General features: G+C 62.4%; 21 protein-coding genes, 1 tRNA gene and 1 pseudogene. 11 read left to right on the top strand and 12 right to left on the bottom strand.

Features of this window, described 5'->3' with window-relative positions; translation table 11 throughout:
- The 5 genes and pseudogenes from H146_RS21890 to H146_RS21450 form a co-directional block, all read left to right on the top strand.
- Positions 1-256: pseudogene (locus H146_RS21890) on the top strand (hypothetical protein); the annotation flags it as partial.
- Positions 257-298: 42 nt separating this feature from the next.
- Positions 299-1,255, top strand: a complete 957-nt coding sequence (gene dctP / locus H146_RS0113200; protein WP_083920877.1) for a TRAP transporter substrate-binding protein DctP — start codon at positions 299-301, stop codon at positions 1,253-1,255.
- A gap of 32 nt (positions 1,256-1,287) precedes the next feature.
- Positions 1,288-1,758 (top strand): TRAP transporter small permease, encoded by a 471-nt coding sequence (locus H146_RS20315; RefSeq protein ID WP_019952353.1) that lies wholly within the window; start codon positions 1,288-1,290, stop codon positions 1,756-1,758.
- Between the two features lie 106 nt (positions 1,759-1,864).
- Positions 1,865-3,181, top strand: a complete 1,317-nt coding sequence (locus H146_RS0113190; RefSeq protein WP_019952352.1) for a TRAP transporter large permease — start codon at positions 1,865-1,867, stop codon at positions 3,179-3,181.
- A 77-nt stretch (positions 3,182-3,258) separates the two neighbouring features.
- Positions 3,259-3,423: a hypothetical protein gene (locus H146_RS21450; protein ID WP_019952351.1), complete on the top strand. Its 165-nt coding sequence runs from the start codon at positions 3,259-3,261 to the stop codon at positions 3,421-3,423.
- Between the two features lie 117 nt (positions 3,424-3,540).
- Here H146_RS21450 and H146_RS0113180 read toward each other — a convergent pair whose 3' ends face one another.
- The 6 genes from H146_RS0113180 to H146_RS0113155 form a co-directional block, all read right to left on the bottom strand.
- The gene (locus tag H146_RS0113180) at positions 3,541-4,683 is read right to left on the bottom strand and encodes an ABC transporter ATP-binding protein (protein WP_019952350.1); all 1,143 of its coding nucleotides are present in this window, start codon (positions 4,681-4,683) and stop codon (positions 3,541-3,543) included.
- A gap of 10 nt (positions 4,684-4,693) precedes the next feature.
- Positions 4,694-5,515 (bottom strand): carbohydrate ABC transporter permease, encoded by an 822-nt coding sequence (locus H146_RS0113175; protein WP_019952349.1) that lies wholly within the window; start codon positions 5,513-5,515, stop codon positions 4,694-4,696.
- Between the two features lie 13 nt (positions 5,516-5,528).
- Positions 5,529-6,416: a carbohydrate ABC transporter permease gene (locus tag H146_RS0113170; RefSeq protein ID WP_026351980.1), complete on the bottom strand. Its 888-nt coding sequence runs from the start codon at positions 6,414-6,416 to the stop codon at positions 5,529-5,531.
- Positions 6,417-6,488: 72 nt separating this feature from the next.
- Complete coding sequence (locus H146_RS0113165) at positions 6,489-7,796, bottom strand: ABC transporter substrate-binding protein (RefSeq protein ID WP_019952347.1); 1,308 nt, start codon at positions 7,794-7,796, stop codon at positions 6,489-6,491.
- Between the two features lie 114 nt (positions 7,797-7,910).
- On the bottom strand, positions 7,911-8,885 hold the full coding sequence (locus tag H146_RS0113160) for a sugar-binding transcriptional regulator (RefSeq protein ID WP_019952346.1): 975 nt from the start codon (positions 8,883-8,885) through the stop codon (positions 7,911-7,913).
- Positions 8,886-8,977: 92 nt separating this feature from the next.
- On the bottom strand, positions 8,978-10,453 hold the full coding sequence (locus H146_RS0113155) for a mannitol dehydrogenase family protein (RefSeq protein WP_026351979.1): 1,476 nt from the start codon (positions 10,451-10,453) through the stop codon (positions 8,978-8,980).
- 177 nt (positions 10,454-10,630) lie between these two features.
- On the opposite strand from H146_RS0113155, the gene H146_RS0113150 reads away from it, so the two are divergent.
- Both H146_RS0113150 and H146_RS0113145 read left to right on the top strand, forming a co-directional pair.
- Positions 10,631-11,488, top strand: coding sequence for a D-amino-acid transaminase (locus H146_RS0113150; RefSeq protein ID WP_019952344.1), 858 nt, complete (start codon positions 10,631-10,633; stop codon positions 11,486-11,488).
- Positions 11,489-11,613: 125 nt separating this feature from the next.
- Positions 11,614-12,711 carry a zinc-binding metallopeptidase family protein gene (locus tag H146_RS0113145; protein ID WP_019952343.1) on the top strand — a complete coding sequence of 366 codons (1,098 nt, stop codon included), beginning with the start codon at positions 11,614-11,616 and terminating at the stop codon, positions 12,709-12,711.
- A 44-nt stretch (positions 12,712-12,755) separates the two neighbouring features.
- On the opposite strand, the gene H146_RS0113140 is transcribed toward H146_RS0113145, so the two are convergent.
- Both H146_RS0113140 and H146_RS0113135 read right to left on the bottom strand, forming a co-directional pair.
- Positions 12,756-13,760 carry an alpha-E domain-containing protein gene (locus H146_RS0113140; RefSeq protein ID WP_019952342.1) on the bottom strand — a complete coding sequence of 335 codons (1,005 nt, stop codon included), beginning with the start codon at positions 13,758-13,760 and terminating at the stop codon, positions 12,756-12,758.
- Positions 13,761-13,763: 3 nt separating this feature from the next.
- Positions 13,764-15,218, bottom strand: coding sequence for a circularly permuted type 2 ATP-grasp protein (locus H146_RS0113135; protein ID WP_019952341.1), 1,455 nt, complete (start codon positions 15,216-15,218; stop codon positions 13,764-13,766).
- Between the two features lie 196 nt (positions 15,219-15,414).
- Here H146_RS0113135 and H146_RS0113130 point away from each other — a divergent pair, with 196 nt between their 5' ends.
- The 3 genes from H146_RS0113130 to H146_RS0113120 are packed head-to-tail and all read left to right on the top strand — an operon-like array spanning position 15,415 to position 22,241.
- Positions 15,415-18,819 carry a transglutaminase family protein gene (locus H146_RS0113130; protein WP_019952340.1) on the top strand — a complete coding sequence of 1,135 codons (3,405 nt, stop codon included), beginning with the start codon at positions 15,415-15,417 and terminating at the stop codon, positions 18,817-18,819.
- 30 nt (positions 18,820-18,849) lie between these two features.
- Positions 18,850-21,360, top strand: coding sequence for a circularly permuted type 2 ATP-grasp protein (locus H146_RS0113125; protein ID WP_019952339.1), 2,511 nt, complete (start codon positions 18,850-18,852; stop codon positions 21,358-21,360).
- A 14-nt stretch (positions 21,361-21,374) separates the two neighbouring features.
- A complete protein-coding gene (locus tag H146_RS0113120) occupies positions 21,375-22,241 on the top strand; it encodes a transglutaminase family protein (RefSeq protein WP_019952338.1) in 867 nt (288 codons plus the stop codon).
- A gap of 121 nt (positions 22,242-22,362) precedes the next feature.
- Here H146_RS0113120 and H146_RS0113115 read toward each other — a convergent pair whose 3' ends face one another.
- The 4 genes from H146_RS0113115 to H146_RS0113105 form a co-directional block, all read right to left on the bottom strand.
- Entirely contained in the window at positions 22,363-22,782 is a 420-nt protein-coding gene (locus H146_RS0113115) for a type II toxin-antitoxin system HicB family antitoxin (protein ID WP_019952337.1), read from the bottom strand.
- 35 nt (positions 22,783-22,817) lie between these two features.
- Positions 22,818-22,934, bottom strand: a complete 117-nt coding sequence (locus H146_RS21445; protein ID WP_019952336.1) for a type II toxin-antitoxin system HicA family toxin — start codon at positions 22,932-22,934, stop codon at positions 22,818-22,820.
- A gap of 234 nt (positions 22,935-23,168) precedes the next feature.
- Positions 23,169-23,245: transfer RNA gene (locus H146_RS0113110), tRNA-Pro, on the bottom strand.
- A gap of 77 nt (positions 23,246-23,322) precedes the next feature.
- Positions 23,323-24,261 carry a polyprenyl synthetase family protein gene (locus H146_RS0113105; RefSeq protein WP_019952335.1) on the bottom strand — a complete coding sequence of 313 codons (939 nt, stop codon included), beginning with the start codon at positions 24,259-24,261 and terminating at the stop codon, positions 23,323-23,325.
- Between the two features lie 453 nt (positions 24,262-24,714).
- Between H146_RS0113105 and rplU the strand changes: the two genes are divergently transcribed.
- Positions 24,715-25,023 (top strand): 50S ribosomal protein L21, encoded by a 309-nt coding sequence (gene rplU, locus H146_RS0113100; protein WP_019952334.1) that lies wholly within the window; start codon positions 24,715-24,717, stop codon positions 25,021-25,023.

The following is a 25,023-nucleotide window of genomic DNA, read 5'->3' as shown; positions in this document are numbered from 1 at the left end:
GAAAAGCGAAGGATTGCTGTCACGCTGTTATCTGAAAGGGCGCAAGGGCGATCGGATTCATGCGCTGCTGTGTGGTGTCGGCATGAATTTGAGGAAAGTCATGAAGAAGCTCAGGGAGCTTCTTTTTGTCTGTTACTTTTTCCGCTTTTCAGGTCTATTTTGGCGTTATGTCCGGTCAATGATCTTCAATTTTTTGTGCTCATTGGCCAGTATAAGGAGAGCCGAATTCGACTCCCCGGAAAAAATCGGGGTTTAGCAGGGGCGACTATATACCGGCGAGGCACTAGCGGAAAGGACGCTGACCTATGCCACCAATACGGCACCTACAGACTTGCGTGGCGAGGCCGAGCAGGGTTTTCTTGACGCACTCGTCGATATTTCCGACGGCGAGCTGCAGGTCGTGCCCTATTGGGGAGCCTCTGTACTCAACGGCGATGAGACTCTGAATGGCGTCGAAAGCGGCGTTGCCGATATGGGATTTATCAACATCAACTACTATCCCAATCAGCTGTTGCTGAACAGCGCTTTCCAGCTCTTTCCGCTGGGGCCGGAAACCTTCAACGGCAAGATGTCGGCCTACCATACGATTTACGATGAGGTCGCTCCACTGCGCGAAGAGTTTGCGCAATACGGCCAGCGCATCGTCTATCTCTATCCCTATCTGCCTTATGCAGGCGTGTTCAACGAATCGGTCACCTCCTTTGACGATTTCGAGGGGCTACGCATTCGAGCCTCGAGTCAGTGGATGCTAAATCTGCTTGCCGATCTTGATGCTACACCAGTGTCGGTACCCTGGAGCGACACCTATCAGTCGCTACAATCCGGCGCAATCGACGGAGTATTTACCAACTACGACAGCCTCAGTCGTACCGGCATGGATGCGATCGCTCCCAACATTTTTACCACTCAGCGTCTGTGGATCGGCACGCCGATGGTTATTACTATCAATCAGAATATATGGAATTCGCTTTCCGAACAGGAAAGGTCGTGGTTCAGTGAGGCGGCGCAACAGGCAGAGCAGGTTTTCGGCAGATACTACGCCAATGAGTTCGAGCGTATTGCCGAGAAGCAGCGAGATGCTGGCTATACCGTTACCGCTGCTTCCACCGAGGAGGTAGATCGCTTTGCCGAGCTGCCGGCGATAGAGCGCAACCGCGAACTCTGGATTGACAGTGCCGAGCAGGCCGGTGCGGAGGAGCCGGGGGCCATCCTCGATCAGATGAAGACCCTTATCGACAGGGCGGGCGACTCATGAGTGCGCCTTCGCCCTCTGTTTGGACGCGCCTCATGACGCAGCTCAACAGAGGGCTCGCCGAAACCTGTGGATGGCTTTTGCTCGTGGTCGTGCTGTTCATGGTTGTTGACCTTATGGCGCGAGGCTTCTCGCGTCCCCTCTACGGTGTTTCCGAACTGGCCATGTTTACCATGATCGCGGTCGTCTATCTGGGACTTTCCCATGCCGAAGAGCAGGATGCGCATATCCGGGTGGAATTTCTGACCGAAAGGCTCTCTGGAGAGCCGGCACGATGGCTGCGCGGCTTTATCACGCTGGTTTCGCTTGTGACGGTAGGTATCGTGTCGTGGGCTGTGTGGAAAAGTGCTCTTGCAGCCCTGAAAAGCGGCCAGGCGATCGCCGGGCCGCAGCCTATCGAGATCTACCCGATCAAGTTCGTGATGTTTGCGGCACTGGTGCTTTATGCCCTGCAGCTGGCGCGCCATTTATGGGGCCTTTGGCGAGGCGACAGCGCCAAACACTGAGCTGAGACGGTGCTGCTGCGATACGCAGTCAGGCTTCAGCAGATTGCCCCTGGTCATGTGTCGACAGCACTCTGCTCTCTTGAATGACATTACAACGGATAACCCCATGGACTTCACGCTGGTAGGCATCATCGGCGTGGTTACGCTGCTCACATTGCTCGTGATGGGCGTGCCACTGGCGATAAATTTTTTGCTGGTCGCCTTCATTGGTATCGCTGTGCTTCTGACACCAGGCAGTGCCGTTTCGCTGCTGGGCGATACCATGTATACGGCGATCGCCTCGCCGACCTTTACGGTGCTGCCACTGTTTGTATTAATGGGAGCACTGGCTGCCGCCAGCGGCTTCGCAGAGCGGGCCTACAAGGGGTTGTATCGGCTATCGGCGCAGCTTCCGGGATCGCTTGCGGTGGCGACGGCATTTGGCAGTGCCGCCTTTGCGACGGTGTGTGGTTCGTCACTGGCCACTGCCAGCGTCTTCGGGCGTATTGCTTATCCGGAAATGCGTCGTTATCACTATGACAAACGCTTTGCTCTGGGCAGCATCGCCTGTGCTGGCTCCTTTGCGGCGATGATTCCGCCCAGCGGCATGTTTATTCTGTTTTCCATTTTTACCGGTGTGCCGGTCGGCCAGCTTTTTATTGCCGGTATCGTGCCCGGCATTCTGACCGCACTGGTCTATGCCGGGTCGATCGTCTGGCGTGCCTCGCGCGACCCGTCATTGGCTCCGCGTATGGAGGCGGAGCAGCGCATCATGTTGCGTGATCGGCTGCATGGGTTGCTCGATTTATGGCAGATCCTGCTACTGGGTGGAGTGGTCATCGGTGGTCTTTACGGTGGACTGTTCACGGCCACCGAAGCCGGTGCAGTGGGCGCAATGGGGGCTATGCTGCTGGGAGCCGGCGCCGGGCCGCTGCGCTCGCTGCCACGACTGCGAGGCGCGCTACGTGAATCGGCGGGGATTACGACAACGCTTTTCTTTATCATTATTGCCGCGCTGTTCTTCAGTCGCTTCCTCGGGCTGACTCGCATTCCCTTCGAAATTACCAGTTTCATGACCTCCTGGGATGCGCCTTCATGGATGGTGCTGGGTCTGATTCTTGTCATCTGGTTTCTGATGGGAATGGTTGTGGTACCAGCTGCAGCATTTGCTCTGACGTTGCCGATTGTATTTCCGATCGTTGTCGAACTGGGTTACGAGCCGATCTGGTTTTGTATCGTTGCCATGAAAATGTGCGAAATAGCCGGAGTCACGCCGCCGGTCGGACTGAACGCCTTTGCACTGGCCGGCGCGGCGGGAAAGGAGGTACGCATCAGTGAGGTGTTCTCCGGCGTATGGCCGTTCGTGGCCTGCGATCTTTTCATATTGCTGCTGCTGCTTGCCTTTCCCGCCATTACGCTGTGGCTGCCACAGAGCATGATGTAACCATTGCCCGGCCAGAGGCCTAATAGCCTCCGCCGACCGGGTTGAGGCTCCGGTTCGTCAATTGATGTGCCGTTGCCATGTCGCCATCGATAATATCGAAAGCGACGAGCGACGAACTGATCACCGCCCGCTGCGACATGGACCGCTGTCAGTTCGGCAAGACCACCATCTTCGACTTTGCCCGCCATCGCCGCATCGAGCACTACGGGCGCATCACTTCACAGACCGGCGTCGAGCGCTGAGCAAAGCGCCGCGTCGACCGTTACTGCCATCTATTCTGCGAGTTGCATGGACCATTTCTCCGCGTTAGCCACAGGACAGGGAGAGGCATCGGCTGATCGGCGGCACAGGATGTTGACTTACTGCTGATCCATGGTGTCGATGCGATTCTCACGGCGTTCGATATTGACCAGCGGATGCCGGTTCAGGCTGGGCAACGCATCACCGTTTTCCATGAAAAGATGGGCTCGCCCGGGATCGAAGCCGAAGCGTACCGCATTGTTCACGCGTTTTTGCACTTCACCGTCGGCCATGACCACCCACTCGCCGTCCTCGGTGGCGATATAGAGCGAGGTGGCACCGCCGAGGCGCTCGATGACCGTCACGGTACCGCCCATAGGGCCGTTGTCTTCGATGGTCAGATGCTCGGGGCGCACGCCCAGCGTGAGTCGCTCACCGCGCTGACAGTTGCCGGACTCTACCGGGATCAGGCGGCTATCGCCGCCGGGTAGCGTCACCTGAACTCCAGCGGGGCTGGTCTCGGTCACTTCGACCTCGGTGAAGTTCATCGTCGGTGAGCCGATAAAACCGGCGACGAAACGGTTGCGCGGATGGTGGTAGAGCGCCATCGGCGAGCCCACCTGTTCGACGACACCGCCCTGCAGGACCACGATCTTGTCGGCCATGGTCATCGCTTCCACCTGGTCGTGGGTGACGTAGATCATGGTTGCTTCCAGCTCATTGTGCAGCCGTGCCAACTCGATGCGCATCTGCACCCTCAGCGCCGCGTCGAGGTTGGAAAGAGGCTCGTCGAAAAGGAAAATGCCGGGGTTTCGGACAATGGCGCGGCCGATCGCCACGCGCTGACGCTGGCCACCGGAGAGCGCTCCCGGTTTGCGATCGAGAAGCTCTTCGAGCTTGAGAATGCGCGCCGCTTCGCGCACGCGGGCATCGCGATCGGCTTTCGGTACCCCGGCCAGGCGCATGCTGAAGCCCATATTGTTGGCAACCGTCATATGCGGATAGAGCGCGTAGCTCTGAAATACCATGGCCAGATCGCGCTGTGCCGGCCCGATCTGGTTGACCTTTTTGCCGTCGATCAGGATATCGCCGTCGGAAACGCTCTCGAGGCCTGCGATCATGCGCAGAAGGGTCGATTTACCGCAGCCCGAGGGCCCCACGAAAACCACGAATTCGCGATCCTCCACGATAAGATCGACGCCCTTGATAACCTCGGCGCCGTCGAATTCCTTGACGATGTGATCGAGTTTCAGGGTTGCCATATCGGACTCCTTATTTGACGGCGCCGAAAGTCAGGCCGCGCACCATTTGTTTCTGTGTCATCCAGCCGAAGAGCAGAATCGGTGCAACGGCCATGGTCGAAGCGGCCGAGAGCCTGGCCCAGAAAAGCCCTTCGGGGCTCGAGAAGGAAGCGATGAAAGCGGTCAGGGGGGCAGCATCCGAGGTGGTGAGATTGATGCTCCAGAACGCTTCGTTCCAGCTCAATATGACGGAAAGAAGGCCGGTTGAGGCGATGCCGGGAAGAGTCAGCGGTACCAGCAGATAGAGCACCTCCTGTAGCGTACCGGCGCCATCCATGCGCGCCGCTTCCAGAATTTCGCGCGGCACATCACGAAAGAAGGTATAGAGCATCCATACCACGATCGGCAGGTTCATCAGCATATAGATCACGATCAGCCCCGTCAGGCTGTCGAGCAGGCCGAGGTCACGGAAGATCAGATAGATCGGCATCAACACGCCCACTGGCGGCAACATTTTGGTCGAGAGCATCCATAGCAGCGTGCCGCGGGTGCGTTTGGTGGGCAGAAAGGCCATCGAGTAGGCGGCCGGAAGACCCACCAACAGCGCCAGCAGCGTCGAACCGACCGACACCGCAAAGCTGTTGAAGGCGAAGGTGTTGTAGTCGGCGCGTGCCATCACCTCGCGGTAGCCGGCCAGGGTCGGTTCGAAAAAGAGGGTAGGCGGTGTGGATATCGCCTCGAATTCGGTCTTGAAGCTGGTCAGTATCATCCAGAAGATGGGGAAGAAGATGATCAATGCGATCAGCCATGCCAGCAGGGTCAAAAGCAGTTTTCTGGATAGCGATGTATACATGACGGCCCTCGCCTCAGGTCTCGAGATTTCTGGCAACGGTACGAATCAAAAAGATCGCGACCAGATTGGCCAGAATGATGGCGATTACCCCGCCCGCGGAGGCGATACCGATATTGAAGTCAAGCAGGGCGCGCAGATAAATGAGATAGGCCAGCGTCGTCGAGGCAAGTCCCGGTCCGCCGGAAGTGGTTACGAATATCTCGGCGAAGATAGTCAGCAGAAAGATCATTTCGATCATGACCACGACGCTAATGGCGCGCTTGAGGTGCGGCAGCGTAATAAACCAGAAAATCGCCAGTGGTCCTGCGCCATCCATGCGTGCCGCTTCGATCTGATCGTCATCCAGCGACTGAATGGCGGTTAACAGAATAAGGAGGGCAAAGGGCAGCCACTCCCACGACACAATGATGACGATCGAGGTGAGTGGATAGGAGGAGAACCAGTCGATGGGTTGCAGCCCTGCCAGTTTGAAAAGCCAGGCGAAGATACCATTGACCGGGTGCATCATCATGTTTTTCCACACCAGCGCACTGACGGTCGGCATGATGAAAAAGGGGGAGATGACCAGCAGTCGGGCAATACCACGACCGAAGAACTCCTGATGAAAGAGCACTGCCAGCAGAACGCCGCCGATAACGGTAATGCCCAGCACCCAGCAGACCATTAAAAGCGTGTTGCCTATCGCTATCCAGAGCGCCGGGTCGGTCAACAGAAAGGTGTAGTTATTCCAGCCGGCGAAGCCGGAGATCATCGGGTTGAGCAGGTTATAGCGCTGAAAGGAGAACCAGAGGGTCATGCCCAGCGGGATCAGCATCCAGACCAGTAACAGGGAAACGGCTGGGGCCTGCAGGAGCAGCGCACGCATGCCGCCAACGGTTCGACCGGAAGCTCTTCGTTGCATGGGTTACGTCCATCCATCAGGTGAAACCGGGACACCTGGTCCCGGCCTGCGATCGAGAGCGTGCGGCGCGACTCAGTAGTAGCCGGCCTGACGCATGGTTCTTTCAGCGCTTCTTTGCGCCTCGTCCAGCGCGTCCTTGACACTGCGCTGTCCGGACAGGGCGGCGGCGATCATCTGCCCGGTCTGAGTGCCGATAGACTGAAACTCCGGAATCGAGACGAACTGTACGCCCGTGTAGGGTACCGGCGGCTGGGTAGGGTCGTTGGGGGTGGCGGACTCGATCGCATTGAGTACGAAGCTGGCGAAGGGCGCTGCCTGCTGATACTGCTTGTTGTCATAGGTCGAGGTGCGAGTGCCCGGCGGTACACTGGTCCAGCCCTTGTCCTTGCCCACCAGATCGACGTATTCCTCTGAGGTGGCCCAGGTAACGAACTGTCTGGCGGCGTCTTTGGCATCCGAAGAGGCGGGAATAGCAAGGTTCCACGACCATAGCCAGTTGGCGCCTTTTGGCGTTTTGGCCACCGGTGCCGGAGCGAAGCCGAGCTTGTCGGCGACCTGCGACTCCTGCGGATTGAAAAGACGTCCGGCAGCGGCCGTAGAGTCGACCCACATGCCGCATTTACCGCTGGCAAACAGGGCCTGGTTTTCATTGTAGCCGTTGGAGGAGGCCCCCGGCGGCCCATATTGGTTCATCAGGTCAACGTAAAAGCTGACGGCATCCTGCCACGCCCGGGAGTTGATCTCGGGATGCCAGTCGGTATCGAACCAGCGGCCGCCGTAGGTGTTCACCAGTGTCGACAGGAAGGCCATGTTCTCGCCCCAGCCCGGCTTGCCGCGCAGACAGATGCCATAGACCTCATTTTGCGGATCATTGATCTTTTCCGCCCAGCCGCGCACCTCATCCCAGGTCGGATGCTCGGACATCCTGATGCCCGCCTTGTCGAAAAGGTCGGTGCGGTAGTAGGTCATCGAGCTTTCGGCGTAAAAGGGCAGGGCGTAGAGCGTGTCATTGACGGTCAGAGCGTCGCGCACGGGCTTGAGCAGGTCATCGACCCTGTAATTGGCGGGAAGGTCGTTCAGCGGCTCCAGCCAGTTCTGGCGCGCCCAGATGGGAACTTCATAATTACCGATGGTCATCACGTCGTACTGGCCGCCGTTGGTCGCGATGTCGGTTGTCAGACGCTGGCGCAGCACGTTCTCTTCGAGCACCACCCAGTTGACCTTGATGTCCGGATGCGACTTCTCGAAGGCATCGGTCAGGCTCTGCATGACGATCATGTCGTTGTTGTTGACCGTTGCCACCGTAATGGTTTCGGCCTGCACAGAGGCTGAAGCCAGCGCGAGCATGCCGAACAGAGAAAGCCCGTGATGTAAGCGCATGGTGAATCTCCCGGCGTTATGATTTGATTTTGATCAATTGATTCATACTGAATGCGAATGATCATTTTGTGGCCCTGAAAAAGCAACTGCCGGGCCCTAATATTTTGGCCTGGTTCAGCCATGCTGGCTCCCTTCCTTGTGCAGGATGTAGCGTGCCGCGGTTTCGTCGGTGACCAGCCCGCCGAGCCAGCCGCCGCGCAGCGCCGCCAGAACCGCCGGCCCCTTGCTGCTGCCGCCGGCGAGACCGATCAGCAGCTGGCGCTCAAGTCGCGGCAGCGGCAGGCTGGTCAGGCGCTGGGTAATGGGCGTGTCGACCAGCTGTCCCCGGTCATTCAGTGGCCAGCCCAGCAGCTCGCCCACCGCGCCGGCCCTCAAAAGCTCGTCGCGTTCGGCTTCGCTGATGAAGTGATTCTGAAACAGGGTAGCCTGTCGATCGATGCGGCCGATGCCGAGAAACCCTGCCTCGGCCTCCAGGGCGACCCGTTCGACTACCTTGAGCAGATGCTGGGAAAGCAGCGCTTCCTTCTCGGCTTCGGTGGCGGCAAAGATCGGCGCCGGTAGCAGAAAGCGCGTGCCGCCAGTCTTGTCGGCCAGCACCATCATCCCGTCATGGCGATTGGCCGAACCGTCGCGGGCAATATTGCCCACCAGCGAGACGAAGCGGTGCTGGGGCCGCTCAATGCGTTCCAGTGCCTCCACGGTAGCGCGCATCGTGCGTCCGGAGCCCAGTGACAGCGTCAGTGACGTTTTGCCTTTGAGGTAGTGCAAAAGCCTTTTGGCGCCGGCCTGGCCAATCAGTCGGGTGACATCTTCTTCGCTGCCGCTATCCTGCGGCATGGCAGGCACTACGTCGCAGAACTCGAGGCCGAAGCGTTCCGCAATAGCCTGTGACATGGCCATGCAGCCGGCGATGGGGTGATCGATTTCGAGGCGCACCAGCCCCTCCTGGCGCGCCAGTGCCAGCAGGCGCTGTACGCCGGGACGGGAGACCCCGAGGTGTGCGGCGATTTCGTCCTGGGTACGTCCGCCCACGTAGGAGAGCCAGGCCGCGCGCGCCGCCTGGTCCAGTTTCTGTTCATGTTTATCCATGGGTCATTCGCCCTTGACCGCCGTTGTCGTAGTGGTTTGCGTGGGAGTGAAAGCGTCGTGGTGCTGCCCGGCCTTCGCGGCAGGAGACATCCTCAATCCTTCACCAGATGTTCGACACAGGCGCGGGCGCCATCGCGGTGAAGCCGCGTCAGGGCATCGAGATAGGCGGTACGAAAACGGTCATCGTCGATCAGGTCGCCGAACAGCTGTCGATTGTCGATGAATGCCGTGGGATCGCTACGATTGCGAGCGGCAATCGCCGTCAGTTCATCGGCGAGCCGGTCGACCACCCTGATCGGCTCGCCCTGTTCATCGCTACCCTCGGCGTAGCGTGCCCAACTGGCGACGATGGCGGCGCTGCGCTGTATTTCGCCACCCTGTTGCAGCTGCTCGCGGACCACTGGCAGTAGCCATTTGGGAATACGGTCCGAACTCTCGGCGCACAGTCTCGCCAGGGTATCCCGGATCTCCGGGTTGGCGAACCGCTTGATGAGCGTGCGCTTGTAGTCGTCGAGATCGACGCCCGGTACCGGGCGCAGAGTGGGCGTACTCTCCCTGTCCATGAAATCGCGCAGAAAGGCCACGAACAACGTGTCCTGGCATACTTCGTGAGCATAGCGGTAGCCGGCCAGGTAGCCGAAGTACGTCAGCGCCTGATGGCTGGCATTGAGCAGCCTCAGCTTCATCAGTTCGTAGGGCAGGACGTCCTCGACCACCTGCACGCCGACCCTGTCGTAAGCGGGACGACCGAGTTTGAAGTGATCCTCCAGTACCCACTGTGTGAAGGGTTCACACACCACCGGCCAGCGATCATCGAGGGCGAAGCGTTGACGAATCTCCTCGATATCGTCCTCGGTGGTCACCGGTGTGATGCGATCAACCATGGAGTTGGGGAATAACACATGGGCGTCGATCCAGGCGCCCAACTCTTCATCCCGGGCGCGGGCGTAGGCGGTGAATGTCTGATGAGCGATTTCGCCATTGCCCTGGATATTGTCGCAGGACATCACCGTGAAGGGCTCGATGCCGCGTTTGCGGCGGCGCGCCAGCGCTTCAACGATAATGCCGAAAGTGGTTCGGGGGCTCTCCGGCGACGTCAGGTCGTGGCGCACATCGGGGTTTTCCAGGTTGAACTCACCGGTGACGTGATGAAAGTTATAGCCGCCTTCGGTCACCGTGAGCGATACGATGCGAATCTGCGCATCGGCCAGCGTTTCCAGAACCTTCTCGACATCGTCGGGAGCAAACAGATAGTCGACGATCGAGCCGATGACGCGTGCCTGATAATCGCCGTCGGGATGCTTGACCACCAGTGTGTAGAGATGATCCTGGGCGCTGAGCGCTTCCTGCATGCGGCGATCGCCCGGCATTACCCCGATGCCCAGAATACCCCAGTCCAGCGCCTCGCCGCGATTCATCAGTTCATCGAGATACATGGCCTGATGCGCGCGATGGAAGCCGCCGACCCCGAAGTGGGCGATGCCGGGCTTGAGTTGGCGGCGGTCGTAGGCCGGAACCGCTACGGCCGCGTCGAGATGGTTCAGAGTGGCCATATGGAGTGATTGCATGAAGGTTTCTCCCTGGGTTGACCCGGTGATTATAGGGCGATCGAACAGGTAACTGGACATCATCCATTTGGCGATCGTCGGCAACTCAAGTGGCGTAATGGGTTCACCTGCAAAGGATTCGGTTACGCGTCGATAAGAGAGTAGAATCAGGCTATTTCCAACGTAACGGAAACGCTTATGTCACGCACTGTGTATGTCAACGGCCACTTCGTGCCGGAAAACGAAGCCGAAATTTCGGTATTCGACCGCGGCTTTCTGTTTGCTGATGCCATCTATGAGGTCACTGCCGTGCTCAACGGTCGCATGGTCGGTTTTGACGGCCATATGGCGCGCCTGCGCCGTTCGCTGCGCGAGCTCGAAATGGGACTGCCGACCAGCGACCAGCGCCTGCGCGAGATTCACCTTGAGCTGATCGACAAAAACGCGCTTCAGGAGGGTCTGGTTTATATGCAGGTAAGCCGTGGCGCGGCGGATCGCGACTTCGCCTATCCGGCACCCGGCACGCCTGCCAGCCTGGTGATGTTCACTCAGGAGAAGTCGATTATCGACTCGCCGGTGGCCGAGCGCGGCCTGAAGATCGCCTCGCTGCCGGATATGCGCTGGAGCCGTCGGGATATCAAGACGGTGCAGCTGCTCTACCCCTCGATGGCCAAGATGGAGGCCAAAAAGCGCGGCGCCGATGACGCCTGGCTGGTGGAGTCGGGGCTGGTGACCGAGGGCACGTCCAGCAACGCCTGGATTGTCGATAACGACAATACCCTGGTGACCCGCGAGCTCTCCCGGGCACTGCTGCACGGCATTACCCGTGCCACCGTCATGGCGTTGGCCAACTCCCACGACATGAAGGTCGAGGAGCGCGGTTTTACCATCAAGGAGGCGCAAAACGCCCGTGAGGCCTTTGTGACCTCTTCCACGGCGCTGGTGCATCCGGTGGTGGCCATCGATGAGCGACCCGTCGGTGATGGCACGCCCGGCCCCTTTGCCCGCGAGCTGCGTCGCCTCTACATCGAGGCGAGCCTGAACAGCGCCGATTGAAAAAGCCGTGTCGTCAGGCCTTTTGAAACCCTCTTGCAGCGCCGTGGTTCTGCTAATCTTGCTGGCGATGTTGTCAGGATGACGGGGTGATCGACTCACCCCCTGATGAGTTCAGGAGCAGGGCCATGCAGACTTTCGAATGCCATCACTGCGAGCCGACCAGTCGGCTCTTTTTCGATAATACCCTCTGCCTGGGCTGCCAGTCCGAGGTGGGCTGGTGTCCGCGATGTCACAGTATCGAAGCGATGCTGCCGGAGGGCGATGACCAGTATCGCTGCGCCAATTCCGACTGCGGTGCGGTGCTCAAAAAATGCCACAACTATGCCGTCGAAGCGGTCTGCAATCGCATGTTGCCGCCCGAAGAGCACGCCGAGTACGGCGGCCTGTGTGACTGCTGCCGCCACAACAGCGTAATCCCCGATCTTTCCATCGAAGGGCATCGCGAGCGCTGGGCGGCGCTGGAAGCTGCCAAACGGCGGCTGTTCTATACCCTCGATCTGATTGGCCTGCCCCATCCGGCGCCGCAGGATAACAGCGCGGCGCTGCCGCTCGCCTTCTCCTTCATGGCCGATGCCCTGCCCGACAACGGCCTGTGGCGCGCCACCGGCAACCGCCAGAAGGTCTATACCGGTCACGCCAACGGCCTGATCACCATCAATTTAATGGAGACCGACGACGTCGAGCGCGAGCGGTTGCGAGTCGATCTCAACGAGGCGCAGCGTACCCTGATCGGCCATTTTCGCCATGAGATCGGCCACTACTACTGGGAGCTGCTGGTACGCGGCCGGCCGGAGGAGGAGCAGGGCAGCCGCGAGATGTTCGGCGACCACGACAATCCCACCTACAGCGAGGCGCTGGAGCGCTATTACGCGCAGGGGCCGGCGGTCGACTGGAATGAGAGCTACATCTCGGCCTACGCCACCATGCACCCCTGGGAGGATTTCGCCGAAACCTTCGCCGCCTATCAGGATACTGTCGCGGTGCTGGATACCGGTAGCCACCTGGGCATGTGGCGGGCGCGCCATAACGGCACCATCGAAGGCATGCTGAAGGCCTACCAGCAGGTCGGCATGGCGCTCAATGAGCTCAATCGCGAGATGGGGCTGATGGACGTGGTACCGGAAGTGATTACACCGGCGATTCTCGACAAGCTGCGCTGGGTACACGAGCTGGTGGGGCGTCACGCCACGCCGCCGACGGCGCAGGAGGTGGCTGCGGCGTAACAGGTAAAAGTCCCGGCGCGGCGGATCGCCGCGCCGGGAGTGGCTCAGTCTTCGTCCGGGTCGTGTTCGGCGCTGTTGTCCTGCGCCTGAGCCGGCGAGGCGCGCAGCGGCCGCTCCGGCACGGCAAACCAGGTGCTGGCGATCGCTTCATGAAGGTTGTTGAAACCGATCTGGAAGTCGTCGATCAGTTGATGCAGCTCGTCCGGTGAGTGGGCCAGCTTCTGTACGTCGGCTTCGGCGACCTCGGCGCGCACCAGGGTGGCCATCGCCAGCGGGCGGTCGTGGTGAGGCAGGTGCTGAAGTTCCAGGCTCGCCTCCTCCAGGCTGCACAGCACCGAGCGCGGCAGAGTGCGGCTCTGCAGCACAAAGTGCAGCACGTCCGGTCCGCGCACCCGCAGCCGCACCTCCTGACGGTACATCTGATAAGCGGTCAGCGACTTGAGCACGCTCATCCACTGCAGGTGCTCGAAGGGGATCAGTTCGCCCGGGCTGCGCGGCAGCAGATTCTCGGAGCGCACGTCGATAATGCGGGTGGTCATGTCGGCGCGCTCCAGATAGCGCCCCAGTGACATGAAGGTACGCGCCTCGGAGTAGCTCAGGGTGCCCTCGATCAGCCCGGTCAGGTGCTGGCAGGCGCGCACGACCCGTTTGAGAAAATCATCGCGCTGGCGGGTGCCGAAGCTCTTGCGGCTCTGCTCGCCGAGCTCCAGATAGCACAGGTTGATCTCTTCCCAGATTTCGCGCGGTACCACGTCGCGGGTAGTGCGCAGATTCTCGCGCGCGGCAGCCAGCGACGACAGGATCGAGCCGCCGTTTTGCGGCGACACGCACAAAAATTCGACAACGTTCGCTTCGCTGCGGCGCTCGTAGAGCGAGTCGAACTGCTCGCCGTTACCGGTAATGTCGATCAGCGTCGACCAGCTCAACGCCGCTCGGCTGGGCATATCGAGCAGCAGATTGGCGTTGACGCTCACCAGCCGGGCGGTGTCCTCGGCACGCTCGACGTAGCGCGCCATCCAGTACAGGTTTTCGGCAACACGTGACAGCATGGCTTAGTCCTCCTCCGTTTCGACGATCCAGGTGTCCTTGCTGCCACCCCCCTGGGAAGAGTTGACCACCAGCGAGTTCTTGACCAGCGCCACGCGGGTCAGACCGCCCATGGTGACCTGGGTGTCGGGGCCGGAGAGGATGAAGGGGCGCAGATCGACGTGGCGCGGCTCGGGGCTGCCGTCGAACAGGGTGGGTGCGGTGGAGAGTGCCAGCGTCGGCTGTGCCATGTAGTTGCGCGGATCGTGCTCGATACGGCGGGCGAACTCGGCACGCTCCTCGGCACTGGCGCGCGGGCCGATCAGCATGCCGTAGCCGCCGGACTCGTTGGCCGGCTTGACCACCAGCTCGTCGAGATGGTCGAGCACATAGCGGCGGTCCTCCTCGAACATGCACAGATAGCTCGGCACGTTGGGCAGCAGCGCTTCCTGATCGAGATAGTAGCGGATCAGTTGGGGCACGAAGGCGTAGACCACCTTGTCATCGGCGACGCCGGCACCGGGGGCGTTGGCCAGTGCTACTTTGCCGGCGCGCCAGGCGCGCATCAGTCCCGGCGTGCCCAGCATCGAGTCGGCCCGGAAGGTCTCCGGGTCGAGGAACAGATCGTCGACTCGACGGTAGATCACGTCGACCCGTTCCAGTCCTTCCACGGTATGCATGTAGACGATGTCGTTGTCGTCGACCACCAGGTCGGAACCCTGCACCAGTTCGGCGCCGATCTGCTGTGCCAGATAGGCGTGCTCGTAGTAGGCCGAGTTGTAGATACCGGGTGTCAGTACCACGATGCGCGGGTCATCGCCGGGGCGCGGCGACATGCTGGCCAGCATGTCGTAGAGCTGCGCCGGATAGTCGTCCACCGGCAGAATGCGGCCGGTCTGAAACAGCTCCGGCAGCACCCGCTTGGTGACGTTGCGATTCTCCAGCATGTAGGAGACACCCGAGGGCACCCGCAGGTTGTCCTCCAGCACGTAGACGGTACCGTCGCCGCCGCGCACCAGGTCGGAGCCGCAGATGTGTGCCCAGACTCCATGGGGCGGGCTGATGCCCATGCACTGGGGGCGGAAATTGACCGACTGATCGAGGATTTCACGCGGCAATATGCCGTCACGGATGACCTTCTGGTCGTGATAGAGGTCGTCGATAAAGAGATTGAGGGCATCGACGCGCTGCTTGAGGCCCGCCTCGATGGTGCGCCACTCACCGGCGGGAATGATGCGCGGGACGATGTCGAAGGGCCAGGCGCGGTCGATCATGCTGCCTTCGGAGTAGACCGTGAAGGTAATGCCCATGGTGCGAATGGCGATTTCGGCGGCGTTCTTGCGCTCCTGCAGCTCCTGTGGCGTAAAACCGGCGAGCATGTCGCATAATGGCCGGGCGGCAGTGCGTGGGGCGCCGCCGGTAGCGAGCAGTTCATCGTAGAACGCCGCGCTGGGATATTGCGTCCAGTCCACATTGCCCATCTCGAAAGACTCCCTGTGAGAAGGAATACAACTGCTATCTGTTCTTTATCTATAAAGCCTGTGACGATAGGTAGGGTTATAAACGTCACGAGCCACTATCAATCAGTATAGTAAAATGGGCAGGTTCTGTGTTCGGGTCGCCCTGCCCCTGCCGTTTCAGGTCATTACCGTATGCTGTTCGCCCCGGGAGGTCGTCATGACGCTTAGCGTTGCCCTGTCTCATCGCACCGCCTACATCTTCGACCGTCCGGTCAGGCTTTCGCCCCATCTGATTCGCCTGCGCCCGGCGCCTCATACGCGCACGCCGATCGAGGCGTGGTCACTGGATATCTCTGCCCGTCCGCATTTTATCAACTGGCAGCAGGATCCGTTTGGCAACTTCGTCGCGCGGGTGGTCTTTCCCGAACCGGTGACGCGGCTGGATATCGCGGTCGAGGTGATCGCGGCGATGACGGTGATCAACCCCTTCGACTTCTTCGTCGAGGCGTATGCCGACCACTTCCCCTTCAGCTATCCGCCGGCGCTGGCCGACGAGCTGGCACCCTGTCTGGTGATCAGTGAAGAGAGCGCACGGTTGGAGGCCTGGCTTGCCGAGGTGCCGCGCGAGTCGCAGCCGATTACCGACTTTCTGGTCATGCTTAACCGCCGGGTGCAGGACGATATCAACTATCTGGTGCGTATGGCGCCGGGCGTGCAGAGCGCCGAGCAGACGCTGGAAAAAGGCAGCGGCTCGTGCCGCGACTCCGCCTGGTTGCTGGTACAGGCGCTGCGCCGGCTGGGGCTGGCAGCGCGCTTCGTGTCGGGCTATCTGATCCAGCTCACCGCCGATGTAAAAGCGCTTGATGGCCCCTCCGGCAGCGAGTCCGACTTCACCGACCTGCATGCCTGGACCGAGGTCTATATTCCCGGTGCCGGCTGGATCGGCCTCGATCCCACTTCAGGTCTGCTGGCCGGCGAGGGCCATATTCCGCTGGCCGCCACTCCGGAACCCTCCGGCGCGGCCCCCATCGAGGGGATGTCCGACGAGTGCGAGGTGAGCTTCGATTTCGCCATGAGCGTGACCCGCATTCACGAGACGCCGCGTGTCACGCTGCCTTACAGCGAGACGCAGTGGGCGGCGATCGAGCGCCTCGGCGCACAGGTCGACCAGCGTCTGGCGGCGGGTGATGTGCGCCTTACCATGGGCGGCGAGCCGACCTTCGTGTCGATCGACGACATGGAGGCGCCGGAGTGGAATACCGCGGCTCAGGGGGCCAACAAGCGCCGGCTGGCGGGCGAATTGCTGGGGCGGCTGCGCCATGCTTTCGCCCCGCATGGGCTTTTGCACTATCGCCAGGGCAAGTGGTACCCGGGCGAGCCGCTGCCGCGCTGGGCGCTGGCCTGCTACTGGCGCCGTGACGGCGTACCGCTGTGGCGCGACGAGCGCTGGCTGGCGCGCGAGGGCGACAACCCCGGCTTCGGCGCCGACGAGGCGCTGCGCTTTGGCCGGGTGCTGGCCGCGCACCTGGGCGTCGAGGCGGATCATCTGCTGCCCGGTTACGAGGACGCCTTCTACTATTTATGGCGCGAGCGCAGCCTGGCCGTTGATATCGACCCGCGCCAGCATAACCTCGATGACGACGAGGAGCGCCGCCGGCTGGCGCGGTTGCTGGAGCAGGGGCTGGGCAGCGTGGTGGGCTATGCGCTGCCGCTGCGCTTCGACGCTGAACGTCAGGGTTGGGAGAGCGGTGACTGGCCGCTGCGGCGCGATCATCTCTATCTGATTCCCGGCGACTCGCCGATGGGGCTGCGGCTACCGCTTTCGTCGCTGCCACAGGCCGGGTTTCTCGACCCCGATCAGCCGCATTCACTCTGGGCACCGCCGACGGCGTTGCCCGACCCCCACGACACCGTCACCCGCCGCTATCACGCGGTGCGTCAGATGTCAGGGGCGGCGCAGGACCGATCGCATGGTGGCGAGCGCGTCGAGAACGCCGAGAGTCTGCCCTATAACGCCCTGGGCGCAAGCAGAACGCGCCATGCCGGCGACGGAGAGGGCAGCGGCGCCCACCACGCCGCGGTGAACGAGCGCACGGGCCATGCCGAGACCATTGTGACCAGCCTCTGCCTTGAAACCCGCGACGGCCAGCTCTATGTCTTCGTACCGCCGCTGACGCAGCTGGCACACTATCTCGAGCTGATCGCGGCGGTGGAAGCGAGCGCCGCCGAACTCTCGATGCCGGTGTTCATCGAGGGCTATCCGCCGCCGGCGGATGCACGTCTCAGGCAGTTCATGATTACCCCCGACCCGGGCGTGATCGAGGTCAACATCATGCCGGCGGAGAGCTGGCCGGCGCTGGTGGCGCAGACGCAGACCCTCTATGAGCAGGCGCGGCTGACCCGGCTGGGGGCGGAGAAGTTCATGCTCGACGGCCGCCACACCGGGACCGGCGGCGGTAGCCACGTCACCCTCGGCGGCGCCACGCCGGCCGACTCGCCCTTTTTGCGCCGCCCGTCGCTGCTGGCCGGCATGATCAGCTACTGGCAGCGTCATCCGGCACTCTCGTATCTTTTTTCGGGGCTTTTCATCGGCCCGACCAGCCAGGCGCCGCGCGTCGACGAGGCGCGCCACGAGTCGCTTCACGAACTGGAGCTGGCGCTTGCCCAGCTGCCCGACGGGGCGACAGCGGCACCGTGGCAGGTCGACCGGCTGTTTCGCCATTTGCTCACCGATCTGACCGGCAACACCCACCGCGCCGAGTTCTGTATCGACAAGCTCTACTCGCCGGACAGCGACAGCGGCCGGTTGGGGCTGCTCGAACTGCGCGGCCTCGAGATGCCGCCTCATCCGCGCATGAGCCTGATGCAGGGGCTGCTGATACGCGCCCTGGTGGTACGTTTCTGGGAGCGCCCGGCGCCTACCGGGCTGGTGCGCTGGGGCACGGCGCTGCACGATCGCTGGATGCTGCCGCACTACCTCTGGCAGGATCTCGAGGAGGTACTGGCCGATCTCGATGCCGATGGCATGCACTTCGAGCCCGAGTGGTTCGCGCCCTTTCTGGAGTTCCGCTGTCCGGTACTGGGGCGGGTGCACTACCAGGGCGTCGAGCTGGAGCTGCGCCAGGCGCTGGAACCCTGGCACGTGCTCGGCGAGGAGGCCAGCGGTGGCGGTACCTCGCGCTACGTCGACGCCTCGCTGGAGCGCGTTCAGGTGCGCGTGACCGGCATGAGCGGTGACCGCTACGTGGTGACCTGCAACGGGCACCGGGTGCCGCTGCGCGAGACCGATCGCAACGGCGAGCGGGTCGCCGGGGTGCGCTTTCGCGCCTGGCAGCCGAGTTCGGCGCTGCATCCGCTGATTGCGGTGCATGCGCCGCTGGTCTTCGATATCCTTGATACATGGAACGGCCGCTCGATCGGCGGCTGCACCTATCACGTGGCGCATCCGGGCGGGCGTAATTTCGATACTTTCCCGGTCAATGCCAACGAGGCCGAGGGACGACGGCTGGCGCGTTTCGAAGCTTACGGCCACCGCCAGGGCAGCACCGAGCTGCCGGCGGCGGCGGTCACCCGCGACTACCCCTTTACCCTTGATCTGCGACGCATGTCGGTGCGTGGATGAGTCGCTCGGTAACCCGGAGATGAACGACAGGTGAGCGATGCGCTGATGAATGCCTGGGCCGAGCGCTATGTCGTCGGCAGTGGTCTTGATCTCATGACCGCCGCGCCGGAGGCGCGCTGGCAGCCGCTGCTGACCGCGCTGGAAGGCCTGGGCCGGGAGGAACTGGGGCGCCGGCGCGACGAGATTCAGCGTCTGCTGTTCGAAAACGGTGTTACCCACGGGCCGCTCACCGAGGACGCCGAGAGCGGCCGGCCGTGGCAGATCGACCCGCTGCCGCTGATGATGGCGCCGGCGCAGTGGCGCGAGCTGGAAAAGGGGCTGGTGCAGCGCTCCCGCCTGATGAAGGCGCTGCTGGCCGACCTGTACGGCCCGCGGCGGATGCTGAACCAGGCCGTGCTGCCGGCCGACGCGCTGTTCGCCAACCCCGCCTTCTGGCTGCCCTGCGCGCCGCTGGTGGGCGATGAGGAGAGCGCCCTGACGCTGCACGGCGTCGATCTCACCCTCGACGCCGACGGCCGCTGGCGGGTGCTCGCCGACCATCTGCAGACCCCGGCCGGTATGGGCTATGCGCTGGAAAACCGGATCGTGATGGCGCGGGTGCTGCCGGATATCTATCGCGATGCCCCGCTCAAGCGCCTTGCTCCCTTCCTGGGCCGGCGCCATGAATCACTGTCGGCGCTGTCGAAGCTCAATCTCGACCATCCCGTTATTGCCCTGCTGGCCCCCGGCCATGCCCGCGACGGTCACTTCGAGCACGCCTACCTGGCGCATTATCTCAACCTCGTGCTGGTCGAGGGGAGCGACCTGGTGGTGCGCGATAACCGCCTGTGGATGCGCACCCTGGGCGGGCTCGAGCCCATCGACGTGCTGACGCGCCGCATTGGCGACGCCTGGTGCGACCCGCTGGAGCTGCGAGGTGACTCCCTGATTGGCGTGCCGGGGCTTCTGCAGGCGATTCGCGCCGGCGGCGTCAGCGTCACCAACCTGCCCGGCGTAGGGGCGCTGGAGCATCCGCTGATCGCCGCTCATCTGCCCATTCTGTGCGAGAGACTGCTGGGCGAGAGCCTCATGATCGACGGTGTCGAGCGCCACTGGTGCGGCAGCGAAGCGGGCCGCGAGTGGGCGCTCGACGATTTCGACGCGCTGCACTTTCAGCGCCTCGATGGCGACACGGCCGAGCCGAGGCCGTCGGCGCTCGATGAGGCACAGGCGCGTGCCCTGCGCCGCGCCGTCGAGGCCGAGCCGGAGCGTTTCGTGGCGTCGCGGCCGGTGGCCGGCGCCACCGCACCCTTTGTCGGTGCCGACAGTGCTTCCCTGCATCCCGCGCCTTTCAATATGCGCTGCTTCAGCCAGGCCCTGTTCGACGATCAGGCGCAGTTCTCCCACCACGAGGTGATGCCCGGTGGCCTGGCGTGGCGGGGCGCTCCCGGCACGGCACTGCAGGCCAGCCAGTGCGTGCGCGATGTATGGGTCACCGCCGAGACGCCGCAGCCTCACGTCAGCCGTCTGCGGCGCTCGCGGCAGCCGCTGGTGGTCACCCGTGATGGCGATGATCTGCCCAGCCGGGTGGCGGACAGCCTGTTCTGGCTGGGGCGCTACGGTGAGCGTCTCGACGGTCGTACGCGGCTGCTGCGCGAAGGCTTCTACCGGCTGATGGAGCAGGATCAGGAGGCGTTCCGGGATGAGAGTCTGGCCGAGCTCCTGAAGCTTCTGGAGGGCGAGGATGCGGCCACGGCCGCCGGCGTTGCGCCCGTCGGCAGCGATCAGCAGCGGCTGCTGGCACTGCTGCGGGAGGGGCCGGAGGACGCCCTGCCGACGCTGGTTCATCGCATGATCAGCAATGGCCGCGCCGTGCGCGACTACCTCGGTGACGACGCCTGGTGGGTATTCAACCGCATGCGTCAGGAGGCGACAGGCCTTGCCCGGCTCGATGTCGCCGGGGCGCGCCGCGCCACCGAGACCATGGTGTCGCGGCTGGCGGCCTTTTTCGGCCTCTGCAACGAGACCATGCCGCACCACTATGGCTGGCGCTTCATGGATATCGGCCGCTTTATCGAACGCACTCTGACCACCCTTGGCCTACTGCGCTTCGCGCTGGTCGATGCCTGTCTCGTGCGCGATCCGCTATGTGAAATCATGCTGGCCAGCACCGACAACGCCACCGCTTATCGGCGCCGCTATCGCAGCGCGCTGCATCCGGCGGCGATCCTCGATCTGCTGCTGTTCGACGAAGGCAACCCGCGCTCGGTGGGGTACATGTGCAAGCGGCTGGCGCGTCAGATCGAGCATCTGCCGCAGCCCGGCAACACCCCCTACCGCAGCGAGGAGACGCAGCTTTTGATTCGCGCTCGCTCGACGCTGCATCTGGCGGACCTGGCGACGCTGGTGCGGGTGGACGAGGATGATGGCGCCCGTGCGGCGCTGGCGGCGCTACTCGATGCCCTGCTGACGCCGATAGCGGCGTTGCCGCGGGCGATCGAGCTCAACCACTTCAGTCATGCCGAACCGCCGCGTCAGCTGATTCCCATGCAGGCGCCCTGAGGGGGAGGTCTTACATGCGCTATCGCGTTCGTCATATGACCCGTTACGACTACGCCGCGCCGGTCTCGCTGTGCCATAACGAAGCGCGCCTGGCACTGCGTCAGCTCGACTGGCAGCAGATTACCGGCAGTCGGATCGATATCGTGCCGCGCCCGGCGGTTCGTCAGCAGCGGCCGGATTTTTTCGGCAACGGCGTGACGGCCTTCAGCATTCAGAAAATTCACCACAGCATGACGGTCACCGCCGTCAGCGAAGTGGAAACCCTGCCGCGCCCCGACCCGCCGGAGAGCTATCGGCCGACCCGTGAAGCAGCGGTGGAGGAGGCGCGGCATTCGCCCGAGCTGCGTCAGTTCCAGCTCGACTCTCCCTTTGTGGCGCGCAGCGACGCCCTGCGCGATTTTGCCCTGCCGAGCTTTCCGCCGGGCCGTGCCCTGTTCGATGCGGTATGCGATCTCAACCGCCGCATTTTCGAAGAGTTCACCTACGCTCCCGGTTTCTCGACGCTGGCCACGCCGATCCATGAGGTACTTGTCGAGCGGCGCGGCGTCTGTCAGGACTTCGCCCATCTGATGATCGGCGCGCTGCGCTCTATGGGCCTGGCGGCGCGCTACGTCAGCGGCTACCTCGAAACCCTGCCGCCGCCGGGCCAGCCGCGGTTGGTGGGAGCCGACGCCTCTCACGCCTGGGTGGCGCTCTATCTGCCCGGCTGGGGCTGGCTGGAGCTCGACCCCACCAACGGCTCGCTGCCGGGCACTCGCCATCTGGTGCTGGGCTGGGGACGCGACTACGGTGACGTGCCGCCGCTGAAGGGGGTGATGAACGGCGGCAGCAGTCATCAACTGGAAGTGTCGGTGGATGTGGCGCCGGTGGAGGAGGGGTGACGTGTCCGCTTTCGCTACGCCCGGCGCTTTTGCCGCCACTCAGGTATTGACATGAGCAGAAAGCGCGGCGTTTACCCGTCAAAAACAGCGAGCCGCCCTCGTGGTAACGGCTCGCTTTGAGTTATGCGATTTTTTTCGACCGCGCCAGCTCTTGCATGGCGACCCGAGACAGAAAGCCGGAACGGGTCCTGTCGCTGGCGTGGGTCGCCACGAAGTCGTCGATCTGCTTGAGCAGCAGGTCGGGGAGGGTGACGTTGATCTTGTGGCTCTTGCCCAGGTAGGGGGTCACGTCGATGTCGACGATTGCCCAGATCCAGCCGGCGTAGTCGGGATCGTCGACATGGTTCTCGATGTTGGTCGCTTCGGGGATGGGATCGCCGTGCTCGACCGCGACCGTCAGCCAGCCGTCAATGGCTTCTCGAACATTGGCCAGCGCTTCCTCGAAGGTGCCACCCGCCGAGAAGCAGCCGGGCAGATCCGGCACGGCAACGCCGTAGGCGTGATCTTCGTCACCGCGTTCGATGGCAATGGGAAACAACATGGCTCTCTCCTGTAGTGGGGCAGCAGTGTCCGGTCTCATTTGAGGCCGGCGCTTTTCCTGATTGCTTGTGCCAGGCCCTTGTTTAGATCCTTTTTCGGATGAGGCACCGTAACGATGCCGGACCTGGTCTCTCCTCGATCCCCTGCTTTCATCCGATGCAGCGCGCGGGTATCTCTTTTAATGGATGGGTTTCAGGGTGGCGAAAAGCGAACCGGACGCCGAGGATGAGAGCGATCGCGAGGTAAACAATGAAGATCGACCGCCTCTCGAGGTCGCGTTTCACGGGTATCGCCGCTTCTGTTGCATCACGCTGCCCCCGGGGTTCCTGATTGAAGGCACACAAAAAACGGCCACCGCTGCTTTCGCAGAGTGGCCGTTTTCAAATCTGGTCGGAATAGCAGGATTCGAACCTGCGACCTCTGCCTCCCGAAGGCAGCGCTCTACCAAGCTGAGCTATATTCCGTTTACTATGGCAACGCCGTTTGGCGTGCCTGATTGACGGGGCGCATTATACGGCCTGTGCGCTGTAATGCAAGGCTCTCAGGCGTGGCGGTCGACCGCCTGACGCACCAGCATTTCAAGGCTCTCGCGATAGGGGGAGGGCGGCAGGCAGGTCAGTTGTTGCAGCGCCTGGTCGACCATCTCGACGGCGCGCCGGCGGGTGTAGTCGAGTGCGCCGGTATCGCGCACGATGGCCAGCACTTCCTCCAATCGCGACAGGCCGCCTTCACTGATCGCGCTGCGTACGGTCTCCGCCTGAGCCGGGGTGCCGACCGCCATGGCGTAAATCAGTGGCAGGGTCGGCTTGCCCTCGGCGAGGTCGTCACCGACGTTCTTGCCCATTTCGCCGGCGTTGCCCTGGTAGTCGAGCAGATCGTCGATCAACTGAAAGGCGAGCCCCAGGTAGCTGCCGTAGCGGCGCAGCGCCTCGACCTGTTCATCGCTGCCTTCGGCCACCACCGCGCCGGTGTGGGACGCGGCCTCGAACAGCATGGCGGTCTTGCCGCGAATGGTAGCGAAGTAGGCCTCTTCGTCGATATCGGCATTGCCGATATTGGTCAGCTGCAGCACTTCGCCCTCGGCGATTACCGAGGTGGCGTGGGAGAGAATCGCCATGATCGGCATCGAGCCGACGTCGACCATCATTTCGAACGAGCGCGAATAGAGGAAGTCGCCCACCAGCACCGAGGGCGCGTTGCCCCAGGTGTCGTTGGCGGTGGGTCTGCCACGGCGCAGGTGGGATTCGTCGACGACGTCATCGTGTAGCAGCGTCGAGGTGTGCATGAATTCGATCAGTGCCGCCAGCAGAATATGCCTGTCGCCCTGATAGCCCAGCGCGCGGGCGCAGAGCAGCGACAGCAGCGGCCGCACGCGCTTGCCGCCGCTGTCGATAATGTAGTGGCCGATGGTCTCGATCAGCGGTACCCGAGAGGCGAGTTGAGCGCGGATAGTGCGATCAACCGCGGCAAAGTCCTCCATGACAGGGTCATGGGGCCTGGCGACGGCAGATGGAACGGCTTGGCTGTTCACGATGAACCTCGGGTTTTATCCCTGCAGGCGGGCGCCCGGACCGGCAGGAGAGAGGGAGCCGGAATGGCCGGGCAGTGCTGGCCGGCCCCCGCTGGGCGTTGATCGTTGGCGTTGTCCGGTATGCTAGGGCCTGTCGAGATGGGGTTCAAGGTTGGCGTTGCAGGCCACACCGGTTTTGCGGCGACTGCTCGCGGCGAGGGAGATGGCCGACAGAAGGACACGACATCGGCGCTTGAGCCCGGGCCGGCAACGGGTTTATAATCCGCGCCCTTGACTCATCGTGCTCCCTGTAAGATGGCACGCGCGCAGGCATGGAACCCGTATCGGTATCCTGCGCGTTGCGGTTTGCCATTTGCCACAGGTCGATGAAGCAGCCCATTGGATGAGTAGTTGGAGACAGTCATGTACGCAGTTATCAAGAGCGGCGGCAAGCAGTACCGCGTCCAGGAAGGCCAGCGCGTCAGGCTCGAAAAGCTGGATGTGGCCACCGGCGACAGCCTCGATTTCGACCAGGTACTGATGGTTGGCGGCGACGATGTTCAGATCGGTGCGCCGCTGGTCGACGGTGCGAAGGTCAGTGCCGAGGTGGTGTCGCACGGTCGCGGCGAGAAGGTACATATCCTCAAGTTCCGCCGCCGCAAGCATCATATGAAGCGTCAGGGCCACCGTCAGTGGTACACTGAAGTCAAAATCACCGGAATCTCTGCATAA

This window comes from Kushneria aurantia DSM 21353 (genome assembly GCF_000382245.1).
Taxonomy (GTDB): Bacteria; Pseudomonadota; Gammaproteobacteria; order Pseudomonadales; family Halomonadaceae; genus Kushneria; species Kushneria aurantia.
This window is presented reverse-complemented; position numbering and strand designations above follow the sequence as displayed.